The organism is Glutamicibacter nicotianae (assembly GCF_006539525.1).
GTDB classification, from domain to species: Bacteria; Actinomycetota; Actinomycetes; order Actinomycetales; family Micrococcaceae; genus Glutamicibacter; species Glutamicibacter nicotianae.
The window spans coordinates 78,171-93,957 of sequence record NZ_BJNE01000005.1; the positions used below are offsets into that span (position 1 = coordinate 78,171).

18 protein-coding genes are annotated in these 15,787 nt (G+C 63.7%); 5 read left to right on the top strand and 13 right to left on the bottom strand.

Features of this window, described 5'->3' with window-relative positions; all coding sequences use genetic code 11:
• Positions 1–57: 57 nt before the first annotated feature.
• A complete protein-coding gene (locus tag ANI01nite_RS16675) occupies positions 58–201 on the top strand; it encodes a hypothetical protein (RefSeq protein WP_170214603.1) in 144 nt (47 codons plus the stop codon).
• Here the strand turns inward: ANI01nite_RS16675 and ANI01nite_RS07800 are convergent.
• The 8 genes from ANI01nite_RS07800 to ANI01nite_RS07835 form a co-directional block, all read right to left on the bottom strand.
• Complete coding sequence (locus ANI01nite_RS07800) at positions 198–386, bottom strand: hypothetical protein (protein ID WP_038993331.1); 189 nt, start codon at positions 384–386, stop codon at positions 198–200. The two genes, ANI01nite_RS16675 and ANI01nite_RS07800, sit on opposite strands and share 4 nt — an antisense overlap.
• Before the next feature lie 164 nt (positions 387–550).
• On the bottom strand, positions 551–922 hold the full coding sequence (locus ANI01nite_RS07805) for a hypothetical protein (protein WP_141357198.1): 372 nt from the start codon (positions 920–922) through the stop codon (positions 551–553).
• Positions 923–1,281: 359 nt separating this feature from the next.
• Positions 1,282–1,527: a hypothetical protein gene (locus tag ANI01nite_RS07810; RefSeq protein WP_073707819.1), complete on the bottom strand. Its 246-nt coding sequence runs from the start codon at positions 1,525–1,527 to the stop codon at positions 1,282–1,284.
• Positions 1,528–1,726: 199 nt separating this feature from the next.
• A complete protein-coding gene (locus ANI01nite_RS07815) occupies positions 1,727–2,215 on the bottom strand; it encodes an Lrp/AsnC family transcriptional regulator (RefSeq protein ID WP_141357199.1) in 489 nt (162 codons plus the stop codon).
• Between the two features lie 152 nt (positions 2,216–2,367).
• Entirely contained in the window at positions 2,368–3,624 is a 1,257-nt protein-coding gene (locus ANI01nite_RS07820; protein WP_121867330.1) for an MFS transporter, read from the bottom strand.
• Between the two features lie 7 nt (positions 3,625–3,631).
• Positions 3,632–4,756 carry an NAD(P)/FAD-dependent oxidoreductase gene (locus ANI01nite_RS07825; protein WP_170214604.1) on the bottom strand — a complete coding sequence of 375 codons (1,125 nt, stop codon included), beginning with the start codon at positions 4,754–4,756 and terminating at the stop codon, positions 3,632–3,634.
• A 9-nt stretch (positions 4,757–4,765) separates the two neighbouring features.
• Complete coding sequence (locus tag ANI01nite_RS07830; protein WP_038993327.1) at positions 4,766–5,083, bottom strand: bifunctional 3-phenylpropionate/cinnamic acid dioxygenase ferredoxin subunit; 318 nt, start codon at positions 5,081–5,083, stop codon at positions 4,766–4,768.
• A 96-nt stretch (positions 5,084–5,179) separates the two neighbouring features.
• Complete coding sequence (locus ANI01nite_RS07835; RefSeq protein WP_141357203.1) at positions 5,180–6,109, bottom strand: N-acetylglucosamine kinase; 930 nt, start codon at positions 6,107–6,109, stop codon at positions 5,180–5,182.
• A 171-nt stretch (positions 6,110–6,280) separates the two neighbouring features.
• Here ANI01nite_RS07835 and ANI01nite_RS07840 point away from each other — a divergent pair, with 171 nt between their 5' ends.
• Entirely contained in the window at positions 6,281–7,414 is a 1,134-nt protein-coding gene (locus tag ANI01nite_RS07840) for an L-talarate/galactarate dehydratase (protein ID WP_038993325.1), read from the top strand.
• 60 nt (positions 7,415–7,474) lie between these two features.
• Positions 7,475–8,191: a FadR/GntR family transcriptional regulator gene (locus ANI01nite_RS07845; protein WP_121867333.1), complete on the top strand. Its 717-nt coding sequence runs from the start codon at positions 7,475–7,477 to the stop codon at positions 8,189–8,191.
• 74 nt (positions 8,192–8,265) lie between these two features.
• On the opposite strand, the gene ANI01nite_RS07850 is transcribed toward ANI01nite_RS07845, so the two are convergent.
• From ANI01nite_RS07850 to ANI01nite_RS07870, 5 genes are all read right to left on the bottom strand, one after another.
• Positions 8,266–9,624 carry a GntT/GntP/DsdX family permease gene (locus ANI01nite_RS07850; RefSeq protein ID WP_141357205.1) on the bottom strand — a complete coding sequence of 453 codons (1,359 nt, stop codon included), beginning with the start codon at positions 9,622–9,624 and terminating at the stop codon, positions 8,266–8,268.
• A 422-nt stretch (positions 9,625–10,046) separates the two neighbouring features.
• Positions 10,047–10,439 (bottom strand): universal stress protein, encoded by a 393-nt coding sequence (locus ANI01nite_RS07855; protein ID WP_141357207.1) that lies wholly within the window; start codon positions 10,437–10,439, stop codon positions 10,047–10,049.
• Complete coding sequence (locus ANI01nite_RS07860) at positions 10,436–11,965, bottom strand: tripartite tricarboxylate transporter permease (RefSeq protein WP_141357209.1); 1,530 nt, start codon at positions 11,963–11,965, stop codon at positions 10,436–10,438. Before ANI01nite_RS07860 ends, ANI01nite_RS07855 begins: the two co-directional genes overlap by 4 nt.
• Positions 11,966–11,989: 24 nt before the next feature.
• Positions 11,990–12,574 (bottom strand): tripartite tricarboxylate transporter TctB family protein, encoded by a 585-nt coding sequence (locus ANI01nite_RS07865; RefSeq protein WP_141357211.1) that lies wholly within the window; start codon positions 12,572–12,574, stop codon positions 11,990–11,992.
• 50 nt (positions 12,575–12,624) lie between these two features.
• Complete coding sequence (locus ANI01nite_RS07870) at positions 12,625–13,623, bottom strand: Bug family tripartite tricarboxylate transporter substrate binding protein (RefSeq protein WP_141357213.1); 999 nt, start codon at positions 13,621–13,623, stop codon at positions 12,625–12,627.
• A gap of 152 nt (positions 13,624–13,775) precedes the next feature.
• Between ANI01nite_RS07870 and ANI01nite_RS07875 the strand changes: the two genes are divergently transcribed.
• Positions 13,776–14,666 (top strand): LysR family transcriptional regulator, encoded by an 891-nt coding sequence (locus tag ANI01nite_RS07875; RefSeq protein WP_141357215.1) that lies wholly within the window; start codon positions 13,776–13,778, stop codon positions 14,664–14,666.
• Between the two features lie 139 nt (positions 14,667–14,805).
• Positions 14,806–15,744 carry a 5-dehydro-4-deoxyglucarate dehydratase gene (gene kdgD, locus ANI01nite_RS07880; protein ID WP_073707812.1) on the top strand — a complete coding sequence of 313 codons (939 nt, stop codon included), beginning with the start codon at positions 14,806–14,808 and terminating at the stop codon, positions 15,742–15,744.
• Positions 15,745–15,787 lie beyond the last annotated feature (43 nt).

The following is a 15,787-nucleotide window of genomic DNA, read 5'->3' on the forward strand; positions in this document are numbered from 1 at the left end:
GGCGAAGGCTCCGGGAAAATTTCCCTGGATACCTTCTGGAGCATCCGCTCACGAATCATGGCCCTGCCCAACCGGCAGGCTGCCTCCGTAGAGCTCGTGGGGATAGCCCTCTTCCACACCGCCGCGCCGTTGTGGCTGATCCTGCTGATCACCTTGGCGGCAGGCTACGCCATCGGGCGGTTCTCCAAGCGACGGAACTAGTCGTCGAGGATGGCCCACTCCCCTACTTGCTCGTTGTCGGAGTCGTAGACGTCCTCCTGGGCGCCGGCAACGATCGGATACATCGTGATGTTCGTCGACCAGTCCCGCAGAATCTTCTGCAGCTCTTCCAACGGTTTGAGCTGCATGTTCTCGGTATCGAAGTTGACTTCCAAAACAAAACGCATGGCCTGCTCCCATCCTTGTCGGTTGCCGCCATCCTATGCCCGCAAGGCCAGAAACACGAGACTTGCCGCAAGTCCCAAGGCAGAACCGGTGCCAATCGGGGACGCACGAAAAACGGGACCCCGAGTTGCCCCGGGATCCCGTCGTCTGAAAATGCTTGGGAAAGCTACTGTACAGCGCTCATGTAGCTCAGCGACTGGAGCGCTTCGTTGCCGCCGACCTTGTATAACGCCAGGACCAGTCCGCCGAACACGACGCCCATCAGGGCAGAAAAGCCCAGGGAGATCTTGACCAGCGAACGGACCTCGCAGCGGCTGATCTCGGCTTCATCGTTCAGGTAGCGAGCTGCGCCTTCGGTGAAGCTGGCTGCCGGGGTCAATGCGGGAACCGGAGCGGTGAGCAGATTCGAGGCAGTGTCGATTGCCCCGCTGCGCAAATAGGCAACAGTCATGCGGTTCTTGCGATCCTGGCGAAGCTTGACGATGTTGGCGCCGTGGCGTGCCAAGAGGATGTCTTCACCGAGTGGGATCGAGGCCATTGCTGCTGCTCCTAAAGAATTATCATTTTGCGCATTTCCAGTCATATCCATCATTTCCGACCATTTATCTATTGAGAAGTGGTTTGTTCAGAAGCCCACACGACCTTGTGATGCAATCCGCATGATTCTGGGGCTAAATCGACTTTTCTGGTGACGGGGAGCATAGTTTCCAATAATTGTTCCGGGTTAGTTATTGGCTGGTATTTCGTAGGTCACAGGGAATTGCGACTGATGCCATTTCATGGATTATTCGTCGTCGATAAATGCGCAGACCAGCGCGTGAAATGGTTGGCGGCACGGCAGAGCCCCAGTCCAAAAGTGGACTGGGGCTCAGCACGATCAGCGCAAAGGGCCAAACCCTATGCGGTCTTCAGATCCTTGCCGTCCTGCTTGCGCTGGCGCTTCGCTGCGCGGATCTGCAATGCCAGGTCGTGGTTCGACAGGTCTTCCGGCGAGGCAACGCCGCGCTTGCGGGCCTTGGCAATCAGCGCCTGGCGGATTTCCGCCTGATGAGTGCGCTTGTACCGGATGACCAGCACAGCAGTTGCAACGGCCAGAACAATCAACGTCACCACTGCGGTGATCAGAGTTGCGTCAAAATTCATGGACTTCTCAACCTCCCCATTCATTCAGTCGCAGCTGCGGCAGGTTCCACTGCCGTGCTGGAGAACCGGTCCCCAGCGGCCAACGGGCCGCAGCCATGCTAAGAGAAGAACATCAAGTTTAGCATGTTTCTTCGAGCAATGCCGTGAGGCAGACCGCTCCTGCGAACACCGAACGGTCGAGAAACGGCAAGAATGCGGGTCAGAACTCTCCGCTGCCGTGTCCGTGTTCGAACACCAGCGAGGTTTGCGTCGTCGCGACTGCGGGATTCGCAGAAAGGTTGTCGAGCACGAACTGGCGCACGTCCGAGGAGTTGCGCACCGCGACGTGCAGGACGAAGTCGTCGGCACCACCGAGGAAGAACAGTTGCCGCACCCCGGGCTTGCTTCGCATGTCATTGGCGAAGTTCGACATCAGGTGACGGGCTCCGGGCCGGATCTTCACGAAGATCAGCGCTTCCAATTCGCGGCCCAGCACCGCCGGGTCCACTTCAATGGTGAAGCGCGAGATGACTCCCGAATCACGCAAGGCCTTCAAGCGCGCCAGGCAGGTCGACGGCGCGATGCCCAGCTCTTCGGCCAGGGAGTTGTTGGTCCGCCGCGAGTTCTTCGCCAGCAGCGCCAGCAACTTGCGGTCAATGCCGTCAAGCTGCGTCGCACGGCTTTCCCGTCCTGGTTCATTCAGTGGCATTCGGCCGCACCTGCTCCTCGTTTTTGCGGATCGCTGGATTCATCATACGACCTCGGATGGCGCCCCTTGGCGCTTTTCCCCACCAGTTCCCGGCGACGCGCAGCTTCCTTGCCGGTGGGCTGCACGATGCCGCAAGCTGGTTGGCCCAGGATTTACGGAACGCTCTTGATCTGGCGTACCAGCACGGCGCCGAGGAGGCTGATCACCACCGAGCACAGGAACAGGGTCGGGTAGCCGCCAAACCAGGTCACCGTCAGCCAGGCGATCAGCGGCGCGACCACCTGAGGCAGGGAGTTGGCAATGTTGATCATGCCCAGGTCCTTGCCGCGAGAATCGGCATTCGGCAAAACCTGTGTCAGCAGCGCGAAGTCCACCGCCAGATACGCGCCGAAGCCGATGCCCAGGAGCACTGCGGCGATGATGGCGGTGGTGAACGAGGTAGCGAAGGTGAGCACGCCTGCCGCGGCGGCCACGATCACCGAGGAGAGGATGACGTATTTCTTGCGCTTGCCATCCTTGTCCGACAGCTTGCCGGAAATCACCGAGGAGAAGATGACGCAGAAGGCGTAGATCGCCGTCAGCACCAGCACTCCCTGGGCCGGCTCCGGATGCTTGATGGCGTCCTGCAGGAAGAACAGCAGGTAGACCAGGCAGAGCTGGCAGCCCAGATACAGCAGGAAGCGGGTCAGCCAGGCCCAGCCGAAATCGCTGTGCTTGACCGGGTTGATCCAGAAGCTGCGCAGGAATTCCAGCGGCTTCAGCGGCTCCAGCGCGCCCTTGGGCAGCGCGACGTCTTGGCGCATCAGCACGAAAGGGATGGAGCAAATCGCCACGGCGGTTGCGACAATCGCGTAGCCGAAGACCAGATTGCTGGCAGCGACCATGCCGATCACTGCACCGATCAGCGAACCGCAGGTTTGACCTAGGGCCACCAGCCCGCCAACCATGCCGCGCTGCTCCACCGGCACCTTGTCCGGGATGGCCGCGAAGATCGCTGCCAATGCTGCATTGCCGGCCGCTTGCATCAGCGCCCAGCCGATGACCAGCGTGCTGACGGTGTGCGCTGTCGACATCAGCAGCAGGGCCAGTGCAGCGCAGATCGTTCCGAAGAACACCCACGGAATGCGCCGCCCGAATTTCGAGGTGCTGCGGTCGCTCAGGGCGCCGAACAGCGGGTTGGCTACCAGCGAGACGGCCGCGCCGACACCGGTGACCAGCGAAAGAATCGCATTCTTCTGGCTGGCGTCCAGCTGTTCGGCGTGCAAGCCGAGCAGCACCTGGATCGGTGCGAAGAAGCCGACATTGATGCCGATGTGGACAATGACCACCGCGGCGATCCAGCCGGGGCCAACTCGTTTGATGGGCGTCCGCAGGGCCGCGGGAACGTCCATCGGTTCGGCTGCACTCATAAGTTTCCTACCGGCCTAACTCGCGCGGACCCACGGTTGGGTCCTTCAATTGTTCAATGCTTGGGGTGGCTGACTTGGCGATCAGCCGTTTCACTGCCTTGGCCATCAGGCCTCCATCGATCATCGAGGCTGACACCAATGAGCCATTGGCATCGAGACCGAAGACCATCTGGATCTTGCCTCGCCGGTTCAGGCGGGTCACGGTGCTGGCGGCCTGGCTGAAGTCGCCGACCGTTTCCACGTGCATTTCGTGGCGGTCGCTCCAGAACCACGGTACCGATCGCTGCACAGCGGCAGTGCCCATGATCGTCGCCGCCGCCTGGGCTGCATCTTCCATCGCGGCTTCCCAATGCACGGTGCGCGGCTGGTTTTCTTCCCGGGCGGTGTCGCCGATGGCCAGCACCTGCGGGCAGCTGAGCGACCGCTGCTGCGCATCCACCAGGATCCCGTCATCCACCTCCAGGCCCAGCTGCTCGGCGAGCGCGGTTTCAGGTTCGACTCCGATGGCCGCCACGATCAGCTCTGCCTCATGGCGCTGGCCGTTGACCAGGGCATGGTTCGGACCGAGCTCCGTGACCGCACCGGTCACGGTGGTGATGCCGTGGTTGGCATGGTCTGCGTGCAGCTGTTCGGCAAGCTCCTGGCCCAGCACATGGGCCAGCGGCGCGTTGGAGTTGGAAACCAGGGTGACCTGCGCGCCGAGCATCTTGGCGGTGGAAGCGAATTCGGCCCCGACCAGTCCCGCTCCGATGACCAGCACTCTCTGGCCGAACATCCCGGATTCCAGGACCTCGGAGATCCAAGCCGCGTCGGCCGCGCTGTGCAGGCTGCGCGCGTGGTGCCCGCCGGGGATCTCCAATGCCTTGGGCCGGGTGCCGGTCGCCAGCACCACCCAGTCATCGGCCGCCTGAGGCAGCTGCAGGCGCTCCACCTCTTCCTGGATCAGCCCGACATTATTGTCCTGGTACCAGGACAGCGGTGCAAACGGTTCAAACTGCAGGGATTTGCTCAGCGGAGGGCGGTCATAGGGCAGGCCTTGGGCATCGCTGATCTTGATGGATCCGGGGTAGTTCTGCTGCACCAGATGCCGGGCCAGGGTGTATCCGGCGACCCCGCCTCCGATAATGTGCACGGAAGGCATCTAGACTTCAAGCTCCAAGAAGCCATCCACAACGTTCACCGTGTAGGTCCGGGCATCTACGGTAGCTGGCATGCACAGCACCTTGCCGGTCTTCAAGTCGAAGCTCGATGAGTGCAATGGGCACTCCACCGTGCAGTCTTCGATCCAGCCATCGGAGAGCGACGCGACTTCGTGCGTGCATTCATCCTGCAGGGCATAGAAGTTGCCGTCTTCGGCGTGGAAGATCGCGATGTCTTCGCTTGCGCCGCTGTCTTTGGCTTCAACCAGCAGCGATTCGCCTTCTGGGACAAGATCTACGGGACCAACTCGGAAACTCACGATGACTCCTTAATAATCACTAGGTTCTGAGCTAATCTTGTCACTTATTGTTTGCCAGCACCTATTTGATGGCCCGTGTTCACCGCTGTCCACGACTTACGGCTGCACACGAAAGCGCGATACGAGCTGATGCAATGGATGCTCATCCGGCAAGAGCGCCAGACCTTGGGCCCCATCCAGCCCATTGCCCGTCGAGTCCTGGACATGCGCAGCGGGGATGAGCAGCTGCAGCTGCTGCACGAAGCTGTTCCTGACGTATTCCCCGGCGAGCACTCCCCCGATGGCCGCGATTGGAAGCCGTCCTGCGCCCCGTTCCAATCCCGCGCGGCGCACTGCCGCCGCGGCGGAACAGGCCAATTCCTCTCCAGCCCGCGCGCAGATTTCGGCGGCTACGTCATCGGTGGCCGCCAGCTGGGCGACGTTCTGGGCGAAGGCGGCTACTGTTGCCACCCTGTTTGGCATGGCCTGCAGCTCGATGTACGCCTCGGTCAGGTCGGGCCAGAGCTGAGCGAGCTCTTCGGTCAGCGCGGTGGCTGGCCCTCTGCCGTCGAAGCCCCGCATGGCAGCGCTCATTGCCTGCTGGCCAATCCAATAGCCGCTGCCGGCATCTCCCATGATGTAGCCCCAGCCATCGACTCGCGCAACCGAGCCAGGGCCCACCGCCAGGGTGACAACACCGGTTCCGGCGGCAACAACCACGCCTTGGCGGTCGCCCAGTGCTCCGAGATAGCTGGTCACCGAATCATGCGCCAGCGCAATATCAGTGATCTCTGGGGATCCAATGAGTTCAAAGAGCTGCCGTGCGTCGTGTTCGGCTTTCACCAGACCGGTAGTGCCGACACCAATCATCGTGATTACTCCGGGGGTCTCGGCCAGCGCGTGGCGGATAGCTCGTGCCAGTTGCGGCAGGACCGGCTCGTTGGTTTGCACGCCGGGAAAGCGCAGCTCGTTGATCTCGCCGCGGTGTTCGAAGCGGATCTTGATCCCGGTCTGACCGCCATCTACTGCCAACACTTCTTGAACCACTGATGTTCTCCCTTTGCGCTTGCCTTCAGCCTACTTCGGCGCTGGAACGTACAGGATCCTGAACATGGAAAACCGGCAAACGATGGTAATTCAATATCTTGTATTACAAGTTTTAAACTTGTAACATAACTTATGCCACGTTTCGCCCAGACCACTCGCAGGAGTCAAACCATGAGCTACACCCCGGACGCCATCCGCCACGTCAAGCTGTCCACAGCACGGCTTCCACTGGCCACCCCCATTTCAGATGCGAAGGTCTTCACAGGCCGCCAGAAGCCCATGACAGAAGTGGTCTTCCTCTTTGCCGAGATCTTGACCGAACAAGGGCATGAAGGCTTCGGATTCTCCTACTCCAAGCGGGCGGGCGGACCAGCACAGTATGCCCACGCCAAGGAAGTCGCCCAGACGATGATCGGCGAGGATCCCAACGACATCGCCAAGCTCTACACCAAGCTGCTGTGGGCCGGCGCTTCGGTGGGCCGCTCCGGCGTGGCCACCCAGGCACTGGCGGCGCTGGATATCGCGCTCTACGACTTGAAGTCCAAGCGCGCCGGACTGCCGCTGGCCAAGTTCCTCGGATCGCACCGCGACTCGGTTCGCACCTACAACACCTCCGGCGGTTTCCTGAACGCCAGCATAGAAGAGGTCAAGGATCGGGCGACCCAGTCCATCGAGGAAGGCATCGGCGGCATCAAGATCAAGGTCGGCCTGCCGGACAACGCCGAGGACTTGCGCCGCGTCGCCGCGGTCCGCGAGCACATCGGCCCGGATGTCCCGCTCATGGTCGACGCCAACCAGCAATGGGACCGGGCAACCGCACTGCGCATGGGGCGCCGGCTCGAAGAATTCAACCTCGTCTGGATCGAGGAACCGCTGGATGCCTACGATGCCGAGGGACACGCAGCATTGGCCGCCGCGTTGGATACGCCGATTGCCACCGGTGAAATGCTGGCTTCCGTATCCGAGCACGAACGCCTGATTTCAGCACGCGCCTGCGACATCATCCAGCCCGACGCTCCGCGCGTTGGCGGCATCACCCAGTTCCAGCGGCTGGCAACCCTCGCCGACCAGGCTGGCCTGGACCTGGCACCGCACTTCGCCATGGAAATCCACCTGCACCTGGCGGCGACCTACCCCCGCGAACCGTGGGTGGAGCACTTCGACTGGCTCGACCCGCTGTTCAATGAGCACTTGGAAACCAAGGACGGCCGGATGCTGCTGCCGCAGCGTCCAGGGCTGGGCTTCACGCTCAGCGACCAGGCCCGCGCCTGGACCACCGAAACCGCTGAATTCGGCACCGCCTGAGTGCCTGGACTCCCGCGCCGGAACCGCCTGCCAGACGGTTCCGGCGCTTATCCTTTAACCATGCACAGCGACAAACCCAATCTGGCATCGGCCCTCGTCAGGCACCTGCGCGAGCAGATCAGCGGCGGTGCCATCCCTCCGGGACAGAAGCTGCCCAGCGAGAATGAGCTGATTGCCGAGCACGGGGTATCGCGCACCGTGGTCCGCGAGGCCATCACCCGGCTGCAGGCCGAAGGCCTGGTCTACACGCGGCGCGGTGCCGGCAGCTTCGCCTTGACCCCGCCACCTCCTACCGAGCCCGCCGCTCAAACGCTGGTTCCGCGGACCGTCGCCGAACGCCGGCAGCTGATCGAGTACCGGGTAGGGTTCGAGACCGAGGCCGCCGCCGCAGCGGCCAGCACCCGCACCGAGGCTGACCTGTCAGCAATGGACCAGGCGCTGCGGGGCTTCGAGGCCGCGGCGGGCAACGCCGCAGTGAGCATGAGCTGCGATTTCGAATTCCACCTGGCCGTGGCCAGGGCTACCGGCAACCCGTATTTCGGACAGGCAGTCCAGAATTTCGGCCCCTCCATGATCGCGATGCCGCGCGGCCGGTTGGATTTTGCTGACGCGATCACCGCCGACCGGCTGGGCTCGGTAGCCGCCGAGCACCGCGCGGTGCGTGACGCCATTGCCTCCGGCGATCCGCAGATGGCCGCCGCGGCCATGCGCCTGCACCTGGGAAATTCAATCCTGCGACTGCAGGCCGAAGCCGGGGCACGCAGCCGCAGCATGTAGAAGACCCTCGGCTGCCTGGAATTGAGCACAATGCCGGGCCTCCGAGGGTCTTTCCTCATCTTTGAGTGCGGGATCTAGGAAATCACCAGGTCCAGCGCGAAGACGCCAACCAGCCCGAGCACCGCCAGCGTCGTGGTGTAGGTCGTGCGCACCGCGAGCGCCTGCCCGACATTGAGGTTGAAATATTCCTTGAACATCCAGAAGCCCGGATCGTTCACATGGCTGAAGGCGATCGAGCCGCAGGCGGTGGCCAGCACCATCAGTTCCGGGGACGCTCCGGTGGCAACGACCAGCGGGGCGGCGATGCCGGCCGCGGTCGATACCGCCACCGTTGCCGAGCCCAGCGCAATGCGCAGGATCACCGCGATGATCCAGGCGAGGAACAGCGGGCTGAGGTTCCAGCCGGCGGTGGTGTCCGCGATGTAGTCGGCGATGCCTGCCGAGACCAGCACCTGCTTGAAGGCGCCGCCGGCGCCGATGACCAGCAGGATCATGGCCATGGCCCGGGCTGCCTCGCTCATCGACTTGGCGACCTGCGCCATGGAGCGGTTATGCAGCGGACCGAAGGCCACAATTGCCACGAGCAGGGCGATGAGCAGTGCCACTTCCGCGGATCCCAGCAGCGCCAGCACGTCCTCGGCGCCCTGGCTGAGTGCCATGGTCATGCGCATGATTTCGGAACCTGCAATCAGCGCGATGGGCAGCAGCGCCACCAGGAACGACAGGGCGGCCGAGGGCAGTTCCTCATCGGCGAAGTCCTTTTCTGCCAGCAGCCCCGAAGGCATCTGCGGGTTCATTTTCCGCACGAAGGCCAGCCGCGGCCAGACCATCGCAATGGCCACCCCGACCGGGATGGCAATGAGCAGTCCGTAGGCCAGCGTCAGCCCGACCGAGGCGTTGTACAGTCCCGCCACGGCGGTCGGCCCCGGGTGCGGCGGCAGGAAGGAATGCATGGTGGACAGCGAAATGGACATCGGCAGCCCGACCCATAGCAGGTTGACCTTGGTGGCGCGCACCAGGGTGAAGGCCACCGGCGCCAGGATCACGAACGCTACCTCGTAGAACATGGTCACGCCGATCAGCATCGCGGATATGACCATGGCCCACTGCACTCCGCGTTCGCCGAAGACCGAGAGGATCTTGCGGGCGATCCGCTGCGCCGCCCCGGCATCGCCCATGACGCGGCCGATCATGGCGCCCAGGCCGATGACGATGGCGGTGCTTCCCAGCTGCCCGCCCAGGCCATCGGTGATGATCTCCGGGATGTCCGCGATGCCTGCGGGCTCGCCGTCCACGGTCAGCGATCCGGTGGCGACGGCCCAGAAGGCCACGAGGGTGGCTACGAGGATCAAGGCGATGAATCCGTTGAGCTTGAACCTCATCATGAGGATCAGCAGCACGATGACCGCCAGCGCTACGACAAGCAGGGGCATAGAGGGGCTCCGATCTGGGGAGTACTTCGGAAAAGGGGGGTTGAATCTCGGCAGTGCGGGCGGTGGCGGGGCCTCGAATCACGTGAGGTGCCGCATAGCGCCGTGTGCCTGCAATCACGTTAGTAAGCCCGCATTGTCCCCGTCCAAGACTCGATCCGCATGTTTTGATACCCAGCCAGCATCACTTGGATCACCCGTACGGCGGCAAATCCCGCGATCCCCCGAAATTCCGGCGATCCACGCGCCGCGGGGTATTCCGCGCAGCATTGCGCCGCTCACCGAGAATAGGGCATTTGGTGACGAGGCTCACAATGGTTGGCATGTTGCAACTATCCAGGAGTTGCCGGTCCGCAGACGCGCCAAGGCCGCGGAAAGCTTCGCTTGAAGCCTTCCGCGGCCTTGGGCTGCGGTGCGGTAGCGGGTCAGCCGGCCTTGACGGCCAGCACCGGATGCTGCGCCTGCAGCAGGATGCGCTGGGCATGGGAGCCCATGATGAACTTGCCCACCTGGCTGCGCTGGCGCAGCCCGATGACGATCAGCGACACCTCGTGCTTCTCGGCCAGCCCCAGGAACTCCTCGGTCAGATCATCACGGTAGCTCGACTCCACGATCCGGGCCTCGATCCCCGCCGCGGTGGCAGCAGCCAGCACCCGGGCGAGGTCCTCGGGCGACGCGGTGTGCTTGTCCACCAGCGACCCCTCGCGCGAGGAGTTCACGATGAGCAGCGGCTCCTCGCGCAGCTTCGCCTCGCGAATGGCCGCGTCAACCGCTGCCTGCCCTACCGGGGTAGGGACGTATCCCACGATGATGCTCATGCGTTTTCCTTTTCATTAACGGCCTGCACGGCCATCGAGCGGTTCTTGTGCTGGTCGATGGCCGACTTGATCATCGGCCACACGGCGACGAAGACGAACACCACCAGCAGCGTTGCGGAGATCGGGCGGGTCAGGAAGCCCGAAGGGTCGCCTTCCAGCACCAGCAGCGAACGGCGCAGGTTGGATTCCAGCAGGCTGCCCAGCACGAACGCCAGCACCAGCGGGCCGGGCTCGAAACCGAATTTCTTCATCAGGTAGCCCACCGCGCCGAACATGACCACCAGCATCACGTCGAACATGGAGTTGCGGATGGTGTACGCGCCCAGCAAGGTGATCAACGCGGTGATCGGTGCCAGGATCGCGGCGCGGATGCGCAGGATCCGCACAAACACGCCGATCAGCGGGATGGACATGATCAGCAGCAGGATGTTCCCGATGTACATCGAGTTCACCACGCCCCAGAACAGCTCCGGGTCATTGGAGATCAGCTGCGGTCCCGGGGTGACGCCCTGGATCAGCAGCGCACCGAAGATGATCGCCATCGTCGCATTGGCCGGGATGCCCAGGGTCAGCAGCGGGATGAACGAGCTGGTGGCAGCCGCGTTGTTCGCGGTTTCAGGTCCGGCGACGCCCTCGATCGCGCCCTTGCCGAAGCGCGAAGGATCCTTCGCGGTCTTCTTCTCCAGCGCGTAGGAGGCCAGCGAGGAGATCGTCGCTCCGCCGCCGGGCAGGATGCCCAGGAAGAAGCCGAGCACCGAGCCGCGGCCGATCGCCCCGGAGGCCTGCTTGATGTCCTTGCCCGCCGGCCACACATTGGCCACCTTCAGCGGGGCGGACACCGCCCGGTGCCGCTCCTCCAGGTTGTAGAGGATCTCGCCCACGCCGAACAGGCCCATGGCGATCGGCACGAAGTCGATGCCGTCGGCCAGCGACAGGTTGCCGAAGGTGAAGCGCTCGGCCCCGGTGAAGCCATCGCGTCCCACGGTGGCCAGGAACAGGCCCACCGCGGCGGCGATGATCGCCTTGATCTTGGAGCCGCCGGAGATGGTGGCCACCAGCAGGATGCCCAGCAGCGCCAGCGCCGTGTACTCCGGCGGGCCGAAGTCAAGGGCGAAACTTGCCACCAGCGGCGCCAGGAAGGTCAGCCCGACAATGGCGATCGTGCCGCCAATGAACGAGCCGATGGCGGCAATGCCCAGTGCGGTGCCGGCCCGGCCCTGCTTGGCCATGACATAGCCGTCGAAGACCGTCACCACGGAGCTGGCTTCGCCGGGGAGGCGCAGCAGCACCGAGGTGATCGTGCCGCCGTACTGGGCGCCGTAGAAGATGCCGGCCAGCATGATGATCGCGGTGACCGGCTCGACGCCATAGGTCAACGGCAGCAGGATCGCGATGGTGGCTGCCGGGCCGAGGCCTGGCAGCACGCCGATCAGCATGCCGATGACGACGCCGAGCAGGCAGTAGAGGAGGTTTGTGGGGTCCAGGACGGTGCCGAAGCCGTCCAGAACTGGTCCGAAGAAGTCCATAATGGGTCAACCTTTGGTTGCGGCTTAGAAAAGCCGGGGAATCGTGGTGCCGAGCGCGGCGATGAAGATGGCGTAGAAGGCCACGACGACCAGCACCGAGTACAGCACCGCCGAGCGCCAGCGCTCGCCGCCCAGCCAGCGCATCCAGACGAAGCACAGCAGCAGCGCCGGGATCTCGAAGCCGATCAGCGGCATCAGCACCACCATCAGGATCAGGGTGGCGAAGCCGATGACGGTGTACCAGCTCATGGCACTGAACTTCTCCCCGTCTTTCCCGCCGCGCCGGCCCACGATGAGCTGCACCACGGCCATGGCCGCTGCAATCAGCGAGACGATGAAGGGCCACATCCCGGCGCTGGGCGCCGCGGGGGTGCCCAGTCCCAGGCCAACGGACAGCGCCATGCCGGCGCCGCCCAGTCCCAGCACCACCAGGCTGGAGGCAAGGTTCGCCACGCCCCCAGCCCGTTCCGGGGCTTCGGCTTCCCATTGGGCGGCGAGTTCTTCCGGGGTCAGCGCCTCGGGCGACTCGTCATTCTCGGACTGCACCGGTCCGGGATCCGCGGGGGACGCGGCGGTCACCGGCGGATGTTCAGCGTGCTTGGCTTGCATGATGTTCGTCCTGTGCTTGAAGTGTTCCTGGTCAGCTGGCTGCCGCCGGGCTACTTGCCGGCCAGCGAGATGCTGTACTCGTCGGTCAGTTCCTTGTACTTCGCGGCCAGCTCATTCCACTCGGTAGTGACCTCTTCGCCGGAAATCTCGTTCGGGGTCAGCATGTTCTTCTCGTTGAACGACTTGTAGGCGTCCGTGGCTACCGCGTCCTTGATGGAGGCCACCAGCTTCTGCTTGGCGTCATCGCTCAGGCCCTTCGGAGCGGCGATGGCGCGGTACTGCGAGACCGGGACTTCATAGCCTGCCTCGATGGCGGTGGGAACGTCCGGCAGGAACTCATTGCGCTCGGCAGAGAAGACCACAATCGGGGTGACGGTGCCGGCATCGATCTGCGGCTTGGCTTCGCCCAGCTGCACAGTTGAGACCTGCACCTGGTCGCCCATCACGGCGGTCAGTGCCGGGGATCCCGAATCGAAGGGAACCGTGGTGCCCTCGACATCCGCCTGGGCCAGGATCAGTTCCTGGGCCAGCTGCGAGCCGGTGCCCACGCCGGTGGTGCCGAAGGACAGCTTCTTGTCGCTGTTCTTGATATCGTCGAAGTTCTTCAGGCCCGACTTGGTGCTGGCCACCATGACGTAGTCGTCCTGGCTCAGCCCCATGAGCACATCGAGGTCATCGAGCGAGACCGCTTCCTCCTCGGAAACCGCCAGTGGAGTAATGGTGATCAGCGAGGCGTTGAGCAGCACCAGGTTCTGCCCGTCCGGGGCCATGGCCGCTACCTCTTCGGTGGCCAGCGCGCCGTTGGCGCCCGGCTTGTTCACCACTGGCAGGGCAACGCCCAGGGAGTCCGCCATGCCATCGGCCGCGGCGCGCGCGATCAGGTCGGTGGAGCCGCCGGGTGCCTGGCCCACAGTCAGGGTGATGGGGCCGCTGGGGAATTCGGCGGAGGCCGAGCCCCCGCCGACGTTGCCGCCGCAGGCGGAAAGGGCCAGCACCGCACCGGCGGCCGAGAGGGCGAGCAGCGAACGACGAGTCAAGCGGTTTTTCATGGGAAGTTCTCCTGATAATCGAGTGTGTGTGACCTGGGGCAAGCTATTCCGTGAGACAGCTCACCTTGTAGGCCTTGGGGTCAAGCGTAGAAACTTGAAGTGATGCATGTCCAAGGTTGAATGTGCATAGAATGATTCCGGAAAGGTATCAAATGTTTACTCTGGACCAGGCGCGTAGTTTCGTTGCGGTTGCCGAGGAGCTGCACTTCGGCCGGGCGGCAGAGCGGCTGAACATGACCCAGCCGCCGCTGAGCCGGCAGATCCAGAAACTAGAGCGCACCGTCGGGGTGGAACTGCTCGAGCGCGACAACCGCCGAGTGGCCCTCACCGCGGCAGGCCACGCCTTCCTGCAGGATGCCCGGCGGCTGGTCGTGGCCGCCGAACGCGCCCCCGATAATGCCCGCCGCATCGCCGCGGGCCAGCTGGGCGAACTGCGCATCGGCTTCACCGCGGCCTCGGGCTTCAGCCTGCTCGGCTCGCTGCTGGGGGAAATCTCCTCGCAAATGCCGCAGGTCCATCTGGAGCTGGCGGAAATGGTCACCGGCGAACAGGTCGACGCCCTGCTGGATGGCGACATCGACCTGGGCCTGGCGCGTCCGCCCTTCGACGAGAACCTCTTCGAGTCCGCACTGCTGTTGACCGAGGGTCTTTATGTTGCGGTGCCGTCCGGCCACCGGCTGACCCGATTGCAGCGAGATGTCTTATTCGAGGACCTGCGCAACGAGCCCCTGATCATGCACTCCCCCACCAAGGCCCGCTACTTCTATGACCTGGTGGTGCGCCGCGTCGAGATCGAGCACAAGAACGTGCGCCATACCGTCAGCCAGGTGCTGACCATGATCGCGCTGGTCTCTGCCGGGCGAGGCATCGCCTTCGTCCCGGAGAGCGCCAAGCTGCTCGGCGTGGGCGGGGTCAGCTACCTGCGGCTGGGCGAGGTCGCCGACGATCCGGTGCAGCTGCACGCCATCTGGAGCAAGTCCTCGCGCAATCCCGCGCTGGGGCGGGTGGTATCGATCGTGCGCCACGCACTGCACGCCGAATGATGCGCGCTGGGTATCAAACAATACAAATATGGGCTTGGACAGGCATCACTACCGGTTCCTAGGCTGAGGGTAATACCAATGCACTACCCCCAGCTTTCCCGCCTCGCATGATGCGGGAACCCAGTCAAAGGAACGAATCATGGCCCAGTACACCCCCGCCGAACTTGCCGCCAAGCTCAAGGACGGCCTGCTGTCCTTCCCGGTGACCGCGTTTGACGCGAATCTGGAAATCGACGAGGCCGCGTACCGCAATCACCTGGCCTGGCAGTCCAGCTTCGACGTCGCTGGCCTGTTTGCCGCCGGCGGCACCGGCGAAGGCTTCACGCTGACCCCGGAAGAAGCAGCACGGGTAGTCCGCCTGGCGGTCGAGGAAGCGGGAACCAGCGTTCCCGTCCTTGCCTCGGCCGGCGGCTCCACCAAGCAGGCCATCCAGAATGCGCAGGATGCCGAGGCCGCGGGCGCCGAAGGCCTGCTGCTGCTGCCGCCATACCTGACCGAATGCGACCAGGAAGGCCTCTACCAGCACGTATCGGCCATCTGCTCCGCAACCAAGACCGGCGTGATCGTGTACAACCGTGCCAACGCCATCTACTCGGCTGATACCGTCGCCCGGCTGGCAGACAACCACGAGAACTTCATCGGCTTCAAGGACGCGCTGGGCGATATCGAGCACCTGACCAAGGTGTACGCCAAGAACGGGGACCGCCTGTTCTACCTGGGCGGGCTGCCTACCGCCGAGACCTTCGCGCTGCCGCTGCTGCAGCTGGGCATGAGCACCTACTCCTCGGCCATGTACAACTTCGTTCCGGAATTCGCGCTGGACTTCTACAAGGACGTCCGCGCCCAGGACCTGCAGGCGGTCAACGAGAAACTGAACCGCTTCGTACTTCCGTACCTGGAAATCCGCGACCGAGTCAAGGGCTATGGCGTGTCCATCGTCAAGGGCGGATTGAAGGCCATCGGCCGCGACTCCGGCTCGGTGCGCCCGCCGCTGCAGGATCTGACCGAGCAGGACCTGGCAGACCTGTCCGCGCTGATCCAGAAGGCAGGCATCGTTCCTGCCGGTGCAAGCCTCTAACGGGCATTCGCACTTCAGGCACACCAAGAATTCGACTCAGGAG

Coding starts and splice junctions, on each gene's coding strand:
- ANI01nite_RS07870 (WP_141357213.1), bottom strand. CDS start 13,623: ATGAAAAACCGCTTGACTCGTCGTTCGCTGCTCGCCCTCTCGGCCGCC.
- kdgD (WP_073707812.1), top strand. CDS start 14,806: ATGGCCCAGTACACCCCCGCCGAACTTGCCGCCAAGCTCAAGGACGGC.
- ANI01nite_RS07805 (WP_141357198.1), bottom strand. CDS start 922: ATGGCCTCGATCCCACTCGGTGAAGACATCCTCTTGGCACGCCACGGC.
- ANI01nite_RS07810 (WP_073707819.1), bottom strand. CDS start 1,527: ATGAATTTTGACGCAACTCTGATCACCGCAGTGGTGACGTTGATTGTT.
- ANI01nite_RS16675 (WP_170214603.1), top strand. CDS start 58: ATGGCCCTGCCCAACCGGCAGGCTGCCTCCGTAGAGCTCGTGGGGATA.
- ANI01nite_RS07865 (WP_141357211.1), bottom strand. CDS start 12,574: ATGCAAGCCAAGCACGCTGAACATCCGCCGGTGACCGCCGCGTCCCCC.
- ANI01nite_RS07860 (WP_141357209.1), bottom strand. CDS start 11,965: ATGGACTTCTTCGGACCAGTTCTGGACGGCTTCGGCACCGTCCTGGAC.
- ANI01nite_RS07815 (WP_141357199.1), bottom strand. CDS start 2,215: ATGCCACTGAATGAACCAGGACGGGAAAGCCGTGCGACGCAGCTTGAC.
- ANI01nite_RS07855 (WP_141357207.1), bottom strand. CDS start 10,439: ATGAGCATCATCGTGGGATACGTCCCTACCCCGGTAGGGCAGGCAGCG.
- ANI01nite_RS07800 (WP_038993331.1), bottom strand. CDS start 386: ATGCGTTTTGTTTTGGAAGTCAACTTCGATACCGAGAACATGCAGCTC.
- ANI01nite_RS07820 (WP_121867330.1), bottom strand. CDS start 3,624: ATGAGTGCAGCCGAACCGATGGACGTTCCCGCGGCCCTGCGGACGCCC.
- ANI01nite_RS07875 (WP_141357215.1), top strand. CDS start 13,776: ATGTTTACTCTGGACCAGGCGCGTAGTTTCGTTGCGGTTGCCGAGGAG.
- ANI01nite_RS07840 (WP_038993325.1), top strand. CDS start 6,281: ATGAGCTACACCCCGGACGCCATCCGCCACGTCAAGCTGTCCACAGCA.
- ANI01nite_RS07850 (WP_141357205.1), bottom strand. CDS start 9,624: ATGCCCCTGCTTGTCGTAGCGCTGGCGGTCATCGTGCTGCTGATCCTC.
- ANI01nite_RS07845 (WP_121867333.1), top strand. CDS start 7,475: ATGCACAGCGACAAACCCAATCTGGCATCGGCCCTCGTCAGGCACCTG.